The 14686-nt window shown below is 70.4% G+C and carries 11 protein-coding genes; 4 read left to right on the top strand and 7 right to left on the bottom strand.

Features of this window, described 5'->3' with window-relative positions:
- The first annotated feature begins 2 nt into the window (after window positions 1-2).
- On the top strand, window positions 3-899 hold the full coding sequence (locus K7787_RS20675) for a L,D-transpeptidase family protein (RefSeq protein WP_372456662.1): 897 nt from the start codon (window positions 3-5) through the stop codon (window positions 897-899).
- Window positions 900-1179: 280 nt separating this feature from the next.
- On the opposite strand, the gene K7787_RS20670 is transcribed toward K7787_RS20675, so the two are convergent.
- Together K7787_RS20670 and K7787_RS20665 are read right to left on the bottom strand one after the other, a co-directional pair.
- Window positions 1180-2331: an extensin gene (locus K7787_RS20670; RefSeq protein WP_223002496.1), complete on the bottom strand. Its 1152-nt coding sequence runs from the start codon at window positions 2329-2331 to the stop codon at window positions 1180-1182.
- The gene (locus K7787_RS20665; RefSeq protein WP_164388606.1) at window positions 2331-2993 is read right to left on the bottom strand and encodes an RNA polymerase sigma factor; all 663 of its coding nucleotides are present in this window, start codon (window positions 2991-2993) and stop codon (window positions 2331-2333) included. The genes K7787_RS20670 and K7787_RS20665 overlap by 1 nt, the downstream gene beginning before the upstream one ends.
- Window positions 2994-3914: 921 nt before the next feature.
- On the opposite strand from K7787_RS20665, the gene K7787_RS20660 reads away from it, so the two are divergent.
- Window positions 3915-5918 (top strand): ATP-dependent nuclease, encoded by a 2004-nt coding sequence (locus K7787_RS20660; protein WP_223002495.1) that lies wholly within the window; start codon window positions 3915-3917, stop codon window positions 5916-5918.
- The gene (locus K7787_RS20655) at window positions 5906-7540 is read left to right on the top strand and encodes a UvrD-helicase domain-containing protein (protein WP_223002494.1); all 1635 of its coding nucleotides are present in this window, start codon (window positions 5906-5908) and stop codon (window positions 7538-7540) included. The genes K7787_RS20660 and K7787_RS20655 overlap by 13 nt, the downstream gene beginning before the upstream one ends.
- A gap of 214 nt (window positions 7541-7754) precedes the next feature.
- Here K7787_RS20655 and K7787_RS20650 read toward each other — a convergent pair whose 3' ends face one another.
- The 5 genes from K7787_RS20650 to K7787_RS20630 form a co-directional block, all read right to left on the bottom strand.
- A complete protein-coding gene (locus tag K7787_RS20650; protein ID WP_019981613.1) occupies window positions 7755-9260 on the bottom strand; it encodes an ATP-binding protein in 1506 nt (501 codons plus the stop codon).
- An 838-nt stretch (window positions 9261-10098) separates the two neighbouring features.
- Window positions 10099-10695 (bottom strand): RNA polymerase sigma factor, encoded by a 597-nt coding sequence (locus tag K7787_RS20645; protein ID WP_019981614.1) that lies wholly within the window; start codon window positions 10693-10695, stop codon window positions 10099-10101.
- A gap of 126 nt (window positions 10696-10821) precedes the next feature.
- Window positions 10822-11214 carry a hypothetical protein gene (locus tag K7787_RS20640; RefSeq protein WP_009190278.1) on the bottom strand — a complete coding sequence of 131 codons (393 nt, stop codon included), beginning with the start codon at window positions 11212-11214 and terminating at the stop codon, window positions 10822-10824.
- 206 nt (window positions 11215-11420) lie between these two features.
- Complete coding sequence (locus K7787_RS20635; RefSeq protein WP_223002493.1) at window positions 11421-12026, bottom strand: hypothetical protein; 606 nt, start codon at window positions 12024-12026, stop codon at window positions 11421-11423.
- 235 nt (window positions 12027-12261) lie between these two features.
- Window positions 12262-13884 carry a beta-N-acetylhexosaminidase gene (locus K7787_RS20630; RefSeq protein ID WP_308036409.1) on the bottom strand — a complete coding sequence of 541 codons (1623 nt, stop codon included), beginning with the start codon at window positions 13882-13884 and terminating at the stop codon, window positions 12262-12264.
- A gap of 199 nt (window positions 13885-14083) precedes the next feature.
- Here K7787_RS20630 and K7787_RS20625 point away from each other — a divergent pair, with 199 nt between their 5' ends.
- Complete coding sequence (locus tag K7787_RS20625) at window positions 14084-14671, top strand: 2-oxo-4-hydroxy-4-carboxy-5-ureidoimidazoline decarboxylase (RefSeq protein WP_372456663.1); 588 nt, start codon at window positions 14084-14086, stop codon at window positions 14669-14671.
- Window positions 14672-14686: the final 15 nt, after the last annotated feature.

The raw sequence follows: 14686 nt of genomic DNA, 5'->3' as shown, positions 1-14686 counted from the left end.
GCGTGGGGAGGGCGGGCGCCGCGGCGGCCGCGGTGCTGGCGCTGCTGGCGGTGGCCGGCTGCGAGGTGCGGGACACCGGGGCGGGGACGACGGGGCCGGGGACGGGTACGGGCGCCGGTTCCGGCGGCCGGCACCGCTCACCGGCGGGCACGCGGAACGCGCCCGGCGGCGACGACCGGCCGGGGACGGGGGACGGCGGCGGGAGCGCGAAGGGCACGGCGGCGGGCACGGCGGCGGGCCGGACCACCGCGCCGGCCGCGCCACCCGCGCGCGTGCTGTGGTCGCGCGGCGACAGCGGCCGGTCCGTCCGCGAACTCCAGGCCCGGCTGCGGCAGATCGCCTGGCTGTCCGAGGCCCCGACCGGGACGTACGGCCCGCTGACCGAGCGGGCGGTGCGGGGCTTCCAGAGCAAGCGCGGGCTGCCCGCGACGGGCCGGACGGACACGGTGACCTGGCGGCGGCTGGTGGCCATGACGCACGCGCCCGGCACCTGGGAGCTGTATCCGATGGGCGGTCAGCCGGCCGGCGCGCCGGACGCGCGCTGTCTGACCGGCCGGGTGCTGTGCATCGACAAGACCAGCCGGACGCTGCGCTGGATGATCGACGGGCGGACGCTGTCCACGATGGCGGTGCGGTTCGGCACGCAGTACACACCGACCCGGGAGGGCGAGTTCCAGGTCTACTGGAAGTCCCGCCACCATGTGTCGACGATCTACCACACGGCGATGCCGTACGCGATGTTCTTCAGCGGCGGGCAGGCCGTGCACTACTCCTCCGACTTCGCGGCCCGGGGCTACGCGGGCGGCTCGCACGGCTGCGTCAACGTCCGGGACGAGGCGGCGATCGCGCGGCTGTTCGCGCAGGTGAAGGTGGGCGACAAGGTCGTCGTGCACCGGTGAGGGGCGACGCGCCCGGCGCGGCGTCGGGGGGCGCTTCGCGCGGGGGTGGATTCGGGGCGCGGGCGGGACCGGGGGAACGTGTCCCGCCCGCGCCAGGTGCACGAGCCGTGGGTACGGGGGGAACCCCGGCTCTGTGCGAGGGCCGATGACCAGTCGGCTCACTCATTACTGCGCCGCGCCGCGCGAAAACGTCACACCTCGCGCGAAGAATTTTTTACCGGCCGGGAAACCGCAGGTCAGAGCGGTGGGCCGGGGTGCGCCTGACACGCCGCAGGGGTGATCACCGGGAGCCGTTCGAGGGAGCCGCGGACGGCGGCGCGGGCGAGCGGGCGCCGGTGGTCCGCTGCGGGAGCAGCCGGCTCAGGGGCGGGGCCGTGACGCCGTCCCTGCGGGGCAGGCCGTCTTGCCGGTGATCGCCGGCGGAGTGTCCCTCCTCGTCGCCGCTCTGCCCGTCGTCGCCGCCCCGGCCGTCGCCGCCGTGGCGGCCGCGGCCGCTCCCCCGGTCCTCGCCGCCGCCCTGTCCGGTACGGTCGCCGTCCTCGTCCGTGCCCCGGCCGAGGGCGCCGCCGCGGCCCGAGGCGCGGTCCTGGAGCGCCTTGAGGATGCCGTCGCAGTACGTGTACACGCGCGACGATCCGCCGGCCGCCCCGTCCAGGGCGCGCTTGCGGGCGGTGTTCAGGCTCTTGCCGTCGCGCAGGTCGCGGCAGGCCAGGGCCAGCGGGTCGCGGCGCGCGCGGGACCCGTCGCCCGGTCCGCCGGTCGCGCCGGGGGCGGCGTCGTGGCCGGGGGTCGCGGCGCCGCCGCGGGCCGTGTCGTCGTGATCGGCGCCGGAGGAGCCCGCCGTGGCCGGGCCGGTGGCCGGTGCGTCCGGGCCGCCGTCCGGGGTGCTGTCCGCGGAGAGGGTGGCGACCGGGCGGCCGGGCGTGGGGCCGGTGGAGACGGAGGCCGCGGGTGCGGGGTCCTCGCCGCCGAACGGGGTCGGCAGCACGCCCGTCGTGGCCGCGGCGGCGACGCCGCCCACGGCGCCGGCGGCCAGCGCGGCGGACAGGACGAGCCGCACGGGACGCCACCGGCGGGTGCGGCGGGGCGCGCCGGGCCGGGGCTGCGGACGGGTCCGCCCGCGCGGCCGGGACCACGCGCCGATCCGGACGAGCCCGGCGTCGGCCCCGTGCGCCGGAGCCGGTGCGGCCGCGGCGCGGGCGTCGGCGCGCTCCGCCGCCGCCTTGCGGAAGGCGGCCAGGGCGGCGGCCTCGCCGGGGAGTTCGGCGGCGGACGAGGTGCCGGCGTACGGCTCGGCGGCCAGGGCGTCCAGCGCCCGGGCGAGTCGTTCCGCCCGGTCGCGGGCGGTCGCGTCGACGGTGTCCAGGGACTCCCCGCGCAGCAGTCGCTCCGCCGTCTCGGGGTCCAGCCACCTGTCCTGCTCGTCGGCCATCACATGTCCTTCTGCGTCCGGGCGCGCGTATGCGTCACACCGGCGGACGTCACCGCACGGCCCCTCGGTTGCCTCGGCGGCGGCATCGCGCCGAGCGCGTCGACGGATTCCGGATCGTCGCCGAGGAGTTCCGCGAGCCGTTTCAGGCCCCGGTGCGCCGCCGTGCGGACGGCGCCGGGCCGCTTGCCCAGCGTCTCGGCGGCGGTCTTGGCGTCCAGGCCCACGACCACGCGCAACACGACGGCCTCGGCCTGGTCCTGGGGGAGGCGGGCGATCAGCGAGAGGGTGCGGCCGGTGGCCAGGGACTCGAACGCCTCGCCCGCCGTGTCGCTGTCGGCGGCTTTGCCGGTGAGTTCCGTTTCGTCGCCGCCGATGGCCGGGCGGCGGCCGCGCATGCGGATGTGGTCGAGGGCGCGGTTGCGGGCTATCCGGGCGGCCCAGCCGCGGAACCGGTCGGCGTCGCCGCTGAAGCGCGGCAGGTCGCGGGCTATCTGGAGCCATGCCTCGGACGCGACGTCCTCGGCGTCCGGCTCCCCGACCAGCGTGCGTGTGTATCCGAGCAGTCGCGGGTGCACGGCACGGTACACAGTCCGGAACGCGGTCTCGTCCCCGTCCTGTGCCGCGAGCACCGCGGCGGTCAGCTCCGCGTCGTCCCCCAGCACCCCGTGGTGCCCTTCCTTGCGCCTGGACCGGCGCCGCTCGCGCGGACCGGGTTCTCGCCGTCGTGGTTCCTCAATGGATGGTCGCGGTGTTCGAGGCCGCAGTCGCCGCAGGTGATCGGGGGGACATGGGCCCGCCGCGCCCCCGGCGCCACCGCACGTTACGACCTGAAACCGTCTTACGTCCATGACCGTACAACGTGCAACTAACCGTTTCCGGGGTGAGGTGTGACGCAAAACGCACACCCGGCGCTGTAGGAAGTACGGGCCGCCGCGCGACCCGTGCCGCGCGACGGCCGGGGCCTCTCCTGTGGGGGGTGGCGGCCCCGGCCGTTGCCACGGTGTCGGTTCTCCGCCCCGTGGCGATGCAGGCAAGCCACGGCCGACGTGTGACGTGGGCAGTGCCCGGCTGAATGGCAGGCGGACAGGTCCAACACCTCATCACTCCTCCGTACCGTGTCCGCATTCTCCGGAGCCGAGGATGGCTCCAGCCAGACGGCGCCGCCGGGCCGGGAAGACGCCGAAGCAGGCAGCATGTCCCAGCCGATGCACTTCTCTGACACGGGCGCGCGCAGTGACGGACCTCCAGATGCCGGAGGTGCGGTGCTTGTGATGGGCACATCGGCGAGGACGCCTTGATAATGCCTGCCCTTGTCCAAGCAGGGGGTAAGAGCGCACACAGGTCAGGCCCGATCTTGCGCCCTCCGTTGTGCTCACGTGCTGATCGCACCACGACCGAGCAGTTGGGCACCGCCAGGGCATTGATCGGGTCTGACCGGAGCGGACGTGTCACGGCACATCGTTGATCACTATGGGCCAAACAGAAGCGCCTGTCCCTGCCGTGTCAGATAATGCGTTGGCTCTCGGTGGCTACAGGCACATGCCGCCCCGTGGGCAGAGGTTTAGACCTATGTCGGGAGTACAATGCGGCTGACTCATGCCGAAGTGATCAATTTCCGCGCCCTGGACAAGGCGAATGTACGGATTGATCTCGAGACCACTCTCATCGTGGGACGCAACAACAGCGGCAAAACGTCATTCGTCAATCTCTTCGAGAAATTCCTCGGCGAAGACGACTCACGGTTCACTCTGGAGGACTTCTCCACTCGCCGCATCGCCGACATAGAGCAGGCACTGCGAATCTTCGGCGAGGCGCAGGCGTATACGTCCGAAAGCGATCAGGAGACGCGCGACGGCCTGGTGGCGAAGGCGTACGAACTCGTGCCGTCGATCCGACTGGGACTCACGATCGAGTACGACGAGGACGACGACCTCGCTCCGCTGACCGATGTGATCCTTGACCTCGACGACGCCTGCTTCACGGTGAAAATCGAGGCCGCACTGGAGGCACCGCGGCCGCACGACTTCCTCAAGGACTTCTGGACCGCGAGCAAGAGGCAGACATTCGACCCCATGAAGTGGTTGCGCAAGAACTTCTCGGACTACTTCACCTCCGTCTACCGAGCAATCAGCCCGGTGGACGAGACGGTGACGAGGGAAATAAAGCGCAGTGCCGCGCAGGCGATCGTCTCGGTCAAATTCGTCTATGCCCAGACGAAGGTTGACGACACACCGGGAGACAAGGCGCGCACGCTGTCCAAGACGTTCGAGACCTACTACAAGATCAAGAGCGGCCCGGAAGGACGCCACCAGAGCGTCGAGCACATCGAGGATGCTCTCGCTGCTGCATCAATGGAACTCGACACCGGCTACGAAGCGCTGTTCGACCCAGTATTCGAGGATCTACGTAGTTTCGGCGTCGGGACCATCACACCGGTCGAGAAGCCCCGCATCGTGTCCCTCATGGAGGCCACAGGCATCCTCAAAGGCAGTACACGGCTGCAGTATCCGTCCGGCGAGGGGGACTTCCATCTCCCTGAAGGCCACAACGGGCTGGGGTACAGCAAGCTGATCTTCACCATCCTGCAGATCATCAGCTTCCATCAGGCCTATGAGCGTGCGACCCCGAAGCCGGCAGTCCAGGTGCTGTTCATCGAGGAACCAGAGGCACACCTGCATCCCCAGATGCAGGAGGTCTTCATCAGGAATATCCAGGACTTCATCAGGCGTAAAGCACCCTGGGATGTCCAGGTGGTCATCACCACGCACTCATCCCACATCGTCGCCAGTGGCGGGTTTCACACCGTGCGGTACTTCGACCGCTCCAAGCCGGATGGCAAGGTGAAGGATCTCTCTACCTTCGAGGCTGCGGTGAAAAAAACCGTGAAAGGGGACGAGACTCTGCGATTTTTGCGTCAATACATGGTGTTGCACCGGTGCGACATGTTCTTCGCCGACAAGGTGATTCTGATCGAAGGCGCTGCAGAACGACTACTCCTGCCGGAAATGGTGCGCCGGTGCGCCCCCGATCTCTTGCATCAGTACGTGTCTGTGATCGAGGTCGGTGACGCCTACGCTATTCGATTCCGGGAGCTACTGGAATTCCTCAGTGTGAAGACACTAGTCATCACCGATATCGACTCCGTCAGCCCCGAGGACCAGAAAGCCTGCATGCCGCGCACAGAGCAAGCCATCACCTCGAACTCAACTCTAAAGAACTGGCTCCCGGGTCAAACCAGCATCGCCAAACTCCTCGCCGTTGACCCTGCGGGCAAGGAACACAGTCACGTGCGCGTGGCTTATCAGATCCCGGAGAAAGAGTCAGGCGTCTGCGCGCGGAGCTTTGAGGACGCCTTTATCATCGCCAATGCAGCCGTCCTCGCCCGAAATCTCAGGCATCTGACATTGAAGAGAGCTTTCGTTCAGGTAGTAGGGGCCGACCCTGCCGCCGCGGAAGTCGAAGCCAATGCGTTCGCCATCGCCAAACGGCTTTCCAAGCACAAGACTGACTTCGCATTCGATGTCATGCTCTTGGACGGTTGGACCGTTCCCCACTACATCGCCGAAGGACTTCAGTGGCTCGCGTAGACACCCTTGAAGTTGTCATCCAAGAACTGGAGGCCCGCAGGAGCTTCGTCGTAGAGGCTGGCGCCGGCGCAGGCAAGACCACCACCCTCGTCAAGGCCCTGCAGTTTCTGCTCGGTCGCCATCGCGCCCAGTTGGAGGCGAATGGTCGGCGCATCGCGTGCATCACGTACACCAACGTCGCCAAGAGGGAAATCCTTGAGCGCATTTCGGCAGACCCACTGGCAACCGTAGGCACTATTCACGAATTCCTCTGGAGTATCATCCAGCCGTACCAGCGTGAACTCTGGCAACAGATCGTCGCATATAACGAGACATTGAAGAATCCCGAAGACCTGAGCGAGCTAATTTCGCCACCTGCCGTCAGGTACTCCGACAGGGGTCGGAAGCTGAGCGAGGGCCGCATCTCCCACGACGAGGTGATAACGCTTTCGCTCCGCCTCGTCGAAGCTCATCCAAAGCTCGCGAGGATCATCGTCAGCCGTTTCCCTGTCATATTCGTCGACGAGTACCAGGATACGTCACCAAAGACGCTCAAGTTGCTACTGGATCATCTGGCGGGCAGGGGTAGGGAAGCGTGCATCGTCGGTCTCTTCGGCGACTCCATGCAGAAAATCTATCCATCAGGTGTGGGAGCGGTGACTCACGCCAAGCTCAAGCTGATCACCAAGCACGAGAACCATCGGTGTTCTCCACCCGTCGTCGCAGTTCTTAACAAGATGCGGCCCGAGCTGATCCAGAAATCCGTGGGGAAGCAGCAAAAGGGCGAGGTGCACCTGTTTCTGAACTCCGGCACGACAGCTGGCCATCAACGGCTCGAAGTGGCACGAACTGTGCTCCTAGAGAGAGGATGGACGCAGGAGAACACCAAGTACCTCATGCTCACCCATCGCGGGATCGCTGGAACGCTGGAGTACGCGAATCTGCTGGAGCAATATCGACGTGTAAGCCGTTACGGACCGGATGACCTCATGGCTCGCAACGAGCCATACATTCAATATCTGACCCGTATCGAGACCCTGTGTGCGGCGTACCAGAAAAACAACTTCGCGGAAGTTACCAGTCTGCTGGGCGAAGGAAGAAATCACATCACCAAGCACAGCCACAAACGAAGCATACGCCAGGCGATCCGCACGCTCAATACCGTCCGTGAGAACGGCACAATCGGCGACGTACTGGATCTCATGGGCGACGACCATCTCCTTGTCATGCCGGGAAAACTCAAGGAACTCGAACGCCGAAGGAACGCAACGAACCTCGATGAGCGGGGCCAGCGGCGAGCCGACTTTTCCAACGGCCTTCGCGAACTGCCATACCAAGAGGTTATCAGCGTCACACGCTTTATCGAAGAGCAGACGCCGTTCTCGACTCAACACGGCGTTAAGGGTGACGAGTTCGAAAACGTTGTCGTCGTGATCGACGATCGACTCTGGAACATGTACAGCATCAGTAAAATGCTCGCGGGAACCGATTCCGCGGACCGCTCCCAGCGCTCGCGCAACCTGTTCTACGTCAGCTGCTCACGAGCCCAGCACGGCCTGGCAGTGGTTTTCCTCGACGATCTACCCGTAGAGGCAGAGGCAACCGCACGCGCCTGGTTCGCCTCTGGCGTCATCCATCCCTAGAAGCGACGGAAAAGGTCTACGAGCCGATGCGCGGGCGCATGGGGAGGTCTGGCCATGAACATCTCCCCGCACTGATCCGCATGCCCTGCGGACTTCGCTAACTCGTCCGAGGGTTACCAGCCCGCTCGCCTCCACACTCCGGGAGCTGGGTCCTGGGACGCGCTCTCCTGGCCTGACCCGCGCCGTGGTCGAGGTCCTTCGCGTCGGCGTGATGTCAGCCGCCGTACAGAGTGGGCAGATCGACCAGGAGAAGGTCGTCGCGATGTCGGGCCAGGTCGATCAGGTCGGGGTAGAAGCCGTGCAGTGAGTACAGGGCCAGAGTGGTGGCAGCGGTGTCGTACCCCTGATCCGCCAGCAGAGCACGGATGCGTTCCAGGCGCTCCAGGTCACCGGTCCCCCGGCGGGCTGCGGTCGCCTTGGCCTCACCCAGCAGCGCGATCCTGGCGCGGGGAGCCTGCGGGCGCTCGCCGGCGGCCAGGGCGATGACATCGACCTCGTGCTTCGTCCGGGCGGCCTGGTCGGCGACCTCGGTGGTACCGACCGGGCCGGGCAGTCCACCGGGCAGCAGGGTGTGGGCATAACTGCGGGTGAAGTCGCGGGCCAGGTCTTCGAAGTGGGGTCCGAGGATCTTGGAGTGGAAAGTCGGACCGGCCTGTTGCCATACCTGCTCGGCGAAGCCCTGCTCCACCGCGGCGGCCTGCGGGAGGGTGATGAGCTGGTTGAAGCGGATGACGGGATCGGCGAGCGTGATGACGGGGTGCCTGGCGCGCAGGAGGTCCTGTTCCCGTCGAATGTAGCCGGTGGATTCCAGCACTCCGAGCGGATGGGCGACGGCGTTGCGCGGGCGCTCCAGAGCGGCACCGATCTTGCTGGGCGTGGTGGCACCCTGCGCGATCGCGGTGAGGATGTCGTAGTACAGCGTGTGCTGGGTGATCCTCGGGTCCTCGCGCAGCAGGTACTCGGTCTCGGTACGCGAGTACACGGCCCGCCCTGGGTCGAGCAGCGTCCGAGTGAGCCAGGTGTCGAAGCCGTCGTCCGGATGTGGCCGGCCGGCCACCGGCCGGTAGCCGGGAGCACCGCCCAGGACCGCGTGCACCTTCAGCGCGGTCAGCGGGTCGGCGATCTGCCAGAAGGCCCGGCTCGCACGGTAGTCGAAGGCTCCCAGCCGTAGATCGACCACGGCTCGCCCCCGGAGCGGCTTGGTCCCCGAGAGCAGTTCGTGCATGACGCTCATCGCGGAGCCGCAGAGAATCAGCCGCGGCCCCGGCCCGGCACCGGGCCGGGTGCCCCGCTGGCGTTCGTCGTAGAGCTGTTGCAGCAGCCCAGGGATTTCGGGTGAGTGCTGGAGCAGATACGGCAACTCGTCGATCACCAGCAGCGGCAGGGAGGAACGGGTGGTCACATCCAGAGCACTGGACAGGACATCACGCCAGTCGGTCAGCCGCAGGCTCCCCGGCCGCAGGCCGGCGTGGGCGGCGACCGCATCACTGAACCGCTGGATCGCGGGCAGCCGCCCTTCCTCCCGGACCGCTGTGACGTACAGGCCGCCGACCTGCTCGGACAGGGCTTGCAGAAGGTACGACTTCCCGTACCGCCGCCGCCCCGACACGATGCCGAGCCGCATCGCCGGATCGGGATCGATGAGGAAGTCGGCGAGCAGCTCCCACTCCCTGTCCCGGTCGACCACGTCGTCCGGCTTGACCAGCAGGCTCTTCGTCACGCGACCTCCGCCATATCCACTGTGACACTTTTCGTCTAACTCTACTTCGACATCTTCCACGGTTCCGGAATCCGGTCCAACTCCACGTGACCGTGCTCGGTGCCGGGTCCGCGGACGGCCCCGACGAGGTCACCGCCATCCTCGGTCCCGACTTCGCCGAAAACCGCCCGGATGGCCGGACCATGTGGCGCGACTACGGCATGGTCGAGTTCGTCTGGGAGCGCGAGTCGCGCGACCACCCGTGGCGGGGGCGTCGCTTCACCCTCCAGGTGCACCGGCTCGCGGCCTCGGGCGGCTCCGTCGTCAACGGGGTGATCCGCGGGCGCTACGGCCGCTTCGACCGCCGTCCGCGCTTCCAGAAAGTGGAGCGGCTGTTGGCCGCGCGCGGCGTGCGGCTGGAGGACGTCCCGGACCCGAACGCCCCAGCCTGCGCCCAGCACTGCCAGTCGGGCTCCCAGGTGTCCGTCTTCTGGTGGGCCGGGCCCCGAGGCGACGGGGCGGCGGACGGGCCGGTGACGTACACCGCGTCTCCTCCTCGACCACCGCCGAGCAGGTGGCCTTCCTCAGGGCCGCTACGGCCCCTAGGCCGTGTCGTCAAATTCCCGCCTGCTCTGCGACGCCATGCACGCACTCTCGCCGCACCGGACCCAGACCCGAGTACGTCCAGTACGAGGGTCAGGATCCGGCACTCCCCCAAGCTCTCCGAGCAGGGGGGACCCCCAGAGCACGCACCTGACGCCGCAGAGCGCGCCCTCCGGGCGGACGGCGGGAATTTGACGACACGGCCTAGCAGGATTGAAAGGTTCGGTTCCGTTCGGGCGACTCGGTGCCCTGATCGCTACTCGTGCTCCTCCCGCTCCGCGTCGGCGGCGAGGTGCTCGGCCAGTCGTCTGAGGCCCCGGTGGGCGGCGGTGCGGACCGCGCCCGGCCGTTTGCCGAGGACGCGGGCCGCGGACGGGCCGTCCAGGCCCACGACGACCCGCAGCAGCACGGCCTCCGCCTGGTCGCGGGGCAGCCGGCGGACCAGGGCGAGGGCGCGTTCGGTGGTGATGGCCTCCATGGCCTGGTCGTGGGTGCTGTCCGGGCCGGGCAGCTCCAGTTCCTCCGGTTCCAGCGCCGCGCCGCGCGGCCGGGAGCGCCGGCGGCGCAGATGGTCCAGCGCCCGGTGCCGCGCGATGGTCGCCGTCCAGCCGCGGAAGCCCGCCCCGTCGCCCTGGAAGCGCCCCAGGTCGCGTGCCGTCTCCAGCCAGGCGTCGGCGGCCACATCCTCGGCGTCGTCGCCGACGAGGGTGCGCAGATAGGCCAGCAGGCCGGGGTGGACGAGCCGGTAGGCCACCGCGAAGGCGGCCTCGTCGCCGTCCTTGGCCCGCGCGACGGCCGCGCCGAGTTCGGCGTCGTACGCCTGCGCGCGGCGGGCGTCCCCTCCCTGGCCCAAGAACCGTCCTCGTCCGTAGCGAGTCCTCGCGTGGGCGCGGCCGGGTGCCCGGCGTGCGCACGCCCCCAAGGCGATCAGCGCCACGGCCGGCGGAAGTGTCACAGTTCGCGGGGCCGCCCCGGCCGGTCAGCCGCGGCCCGGGCCGAGCGCCTCCCGGCACAGCAGCCGCAGCGATCCGTGGCCGCCGAAGCAGCGCCGGGCCTCGTCGATGGGGTCCCAGAACCGTCCGTCCGCGGTGCGCACCCAGTGCTCGCCGCCGGTCGCCCACCACTGGGCGCCGCCCTCGCGGACGATCACCTCGCCGGCGTACGCGCCGAAGCCGCGCAGAGCGCTCTCCACGGCGGCGTACGGCGTGCGTTCGCGGCGTATCTCCTCGATCACCCGGTCCACCCGCCACAGGCTGCGCGCCGAGTAGTCCAGGCGCAGCCGCGCGCCCTCGCGCATCGCCGCCACGGTGTCCGCCGCCCAGCGCGCCGGGCGGGCGGCGGCGTGCGGCCTGGTCTGCTGCCGGTTCGTCACTTGCTGCGCTGTCACATAGGGGTGAGCGCTGTACGGGCCCGTCGCGTCACACGGTTCCGGCCGCTTTCGGCGACCCGCCCAGGACCCGCCCACCATGCCCGCAGGACGCACACAGGATCGTCGCGGTACGGGGGCGCGGGCACGCCGCGGTCACACCGGCCGCGCGTCGGCCGGCCGCCGTCCGCGCCCGCCGCGCGGGGCGCGCCTCACACCCGGCCGCGTGCCCGGCGGGAGACCACCGCGCGCAGGACGCGGCGGCCCTCGGTGGAGACGGCGAGGGCCCGGCTCAGTCCGGCGTCCGCGGGGCCGGGGGCGGCGAGGAGTTCCAGGACGGCGATCTGGCGGCGCAGCTCCGCCGCGACCAGCGGGGACATGCCGTCCGTGCGGCCCTCGCGCCGGGAGTCGACCGGGGCGGGGTCCTCGGCCGGGTCGAGGAGCCGGTGGATGCGCAGGGAGGCGACCGAGCAGACGTCGGCCCACTCGCGCACCCCGGCGGCGGACGGGGCGGCCGGGGCCGAGCCGAGCATCCGGCGGGCCAGCAGCGCGGCCTCGTCCTCGGCGGCCCCGTCCGGCCCGGCCGCCGCGAGCACGGCGCGCACCCGCTCCAGACGGCCGGCCCAGCCGTCGCCGGACCCGTCGCCGGATCCGTCGCGGGACCCGCCGTCGCGGGCCCCGCCCGCCAGGGCGCCCCACAGCGGGCGCAGCACCTCGTCGTCGCCGCCGAGCAGCGGAACGCACCGATCCAAACAAGCCAGTCCGCTCGCGGCCAGGCTCCGCTCGTCGGCCCGCGCGATCAGTTCCACCAGGCTCATGCACGCCTCCCCGCCAGGGCCCCGGCCGCTGCGAGGGCCGCGGTCACCAGTGCCGCACGCGCGGCCGCCCCGTAGTGTCACACGCCGATCACACCCAGTCGAGGGTGCGGCGGGAGAAAGATTCCGGCCAACCGCGCGCCGGACCGGCGCGGCGGCCGACGGCCGGGCACAGGACGACGCGCGGGCCGGGTGGCCCGCGCGTCGGGGAAGCGGTCGCCGCGCTCGCGGCCCCGGGTCAGCCCAGGCGGCCTGCCAGGGCCTTGAAGTCCGGCCAGGACAGGGCCGGTTTCCGGGAGTCCCACAGCTTCTGCGCCGTCGCCCGCAGCGGCATCCGGATGCCCGCGGCCACCTGGTCCTGGGTCTGCGCGTTCGCCAGGTCGCACCAGACCGCGAAGGAGCCGCCGAGGATCTGCGCGTCGTAGCGGGCGGGGACCGCCTCCGTGCCGCGCAGCACCCGCGGGGTCCACTGCTCGTAGATGCGCTGGCCGGTCGGGTAGACGAAGGTCTGCGGCTCGCCGAGGACGTAGTACAGGAACTCGTCGTTGTAGTTGATCACCTTGCGGCCCGCGCTCAGATAGGCGTCCGGCTGCCGGGCGCCGATCTCCTTGCCCGTCCAGTACGCGACCTCGATGTCCCGGCCCGGCTGGACGGAGGTGTTCCGGAAGAAGCCGTCGTTCCAGGCGCGCGGGGCGCGTTCGTGCTTCCGGACGGTGGCGGCGCGGTCGTTCAGCCAGCCGGTGGTGAGGTCGGCGACGGTGCCGCCGGAGCCGTAGGCCTCGCGCGCGGCGGCGGCCAGCTGCGGGTAGGACGCCTCGGGGTCGCGCACGGTCAGCGCCTGGTACTCGTCGCCGCCGAGGTTCCAGTAGCCGCCGGGGAAGACGTCCGCGAACTCGTTCAGCAGGTCGTCCACGATCCCGGCCGCCGCCGGTTCGGAGATGTCCACGGCGCCCTTGGTGGCCACGCCCTGCGCGTTGCGCAGCTGGAGGTCGGGGTGGGCGGCGATGACCGCGCCCAGGTGGCCGGGCGAGTCGATCTCCGGCACGACGGTGATGTGCCGGCCGGCGGCGAGGTCCACGATGCGCTTGACCTGCGCCTTGGTGAGGTGGTTCGCGGAGACGATCTCGGGGTGGGTGTCGGACTGGATGCGGAAGGACTGGTCGTCGGAGAAGTGCAGCCCCAGCTCGTTGTACTTGAGGTCGCCCAGTTCCCGTATTCGGTCCTCGATCCAGTCGGCCGTGAACGGCTTGCGGGCGATGTCCAGCGTGAAGCCGCGGCGCGGTTTGGCCGGCGCGTCCTCCACCACGCCCTCGGGCGCGGTCCCGCCGCCGTGCACCTCCTGCTTGAGGGTGCGGGTGCCGTAGAAGACGCCCGCGTCCGTGGGGCCGCTGATCGTGACGCCGCCGCCGCGCACGGTCAGGGTGTACGACTCGGGGCCGCCCTCGCCGCCCAGGGTCAGCCGTACGTCGCCGGGGCGGGTGTCCTGCTGCTCGCCCGCGTACGTCAGGCCCAGCTCGCCCGCCGTCAGCCGGCCCTCGTCGGCCAGGGACGCGTCGGTCACCACGACCCGCTCGCCGCGGGCCGGCCGCCAGCCGGGGCCGCGGGCGGCGGTGTGCGCGCGCACGGCCGGGACGGTGCGCGGCGCCTGGGAGAGGGGGTAGGTACGGGTCGGACTCGCCGAGGCCGGGGACGAGGGGGCCTCGGGGGCGCTGCGCGCCGGTCCCGCCGGGGACCCGTCGCCGCCGAAGGCCCACACCCCGAGGCCGGCGCCGAGCCCGGCCGTGACCACTAACGCCCCGGCCAGGACGCGCCCGCGCCGCGGCTTTCGCGCCGGAGACCGGCGCCGCCTGTGCTGACTCACTCCGCCAACCTAAGGCCTGTGCGGAGGGGCGGCGTCCACTGGACGTTCCCAAACTCGGCCGTCCGGGTGAAATCCGGGAATGCGGCGGACACGTCATGATCATTCCCGATAACGTAACCGCACAGCTCTCCCCCGCACCCCCCGCCGACACCCACGGAACGCCCTTCCCGGGCGCGCCCATCCCAGCCGAGGACCCACGCTGCCCGCGCAGACCCTGGAGCACTTCAACACCGCCCCGCCCGACGAGGCCCGCCGCTCCCTCCTGACCTGCCTGCACAGCACCCGCTGGGCCCACCGCCTCACCGCCCACCGCCCCTACCCGGATCTGCCCGCCCTCCTGGCGGCGGCGGACGAGGCGGCCTACGACCTGGGCCCGGAGGATCTGACGGAGGCGCTGGCGGCGGAGCACCTGCCCGCTCTGCCCGCGCGGACCTACGCGGCCGCCTCCATGGCCCTGAGCGCGGCAGCGGCGGCCTACGAGGCCAGATTCGGACACACGTTCGTCATCTGCCTCGACGGCGTCGCCCCCGCCGAGACCCTGGACCGGGTCCTGGCCGCGATCCGGTCACGATTGACGAACGATCCGGAGGACGAGCGGGTGGCGACGGCGGACGAACTCCGCCGCCTCGCCAGGCAACGGCTGGGCCGGTTGCTCACGGGGCACGGGGCCGCGCCCCTCGGCGGCCCCGCCGCGGGACGCGACCGGCCACAACGCGCCGGCGCCCGGCAGAACACCGGGCCCGCCCTCCCCGCAGCCGCGCCCACTCACCCGTCCGTGCACCTTTGAGTGCCAGTTTGATCA

Origin of the sequence: Streptomyces sennicomposti (assembly GCF_019890635.1) — a bacterium.
Classification (GTDB): domain Bacteria; phylum Actinomycetota; class Actinomycetes; order Streptomycetales; family Streptomycetaceae; genus Streptomyces; species Streptomyces sennicomposti.
Note: the sequence above shows the minus strand (reverse complement) of the source record. Positions and strands in the feature narration are given on the sequence as shown.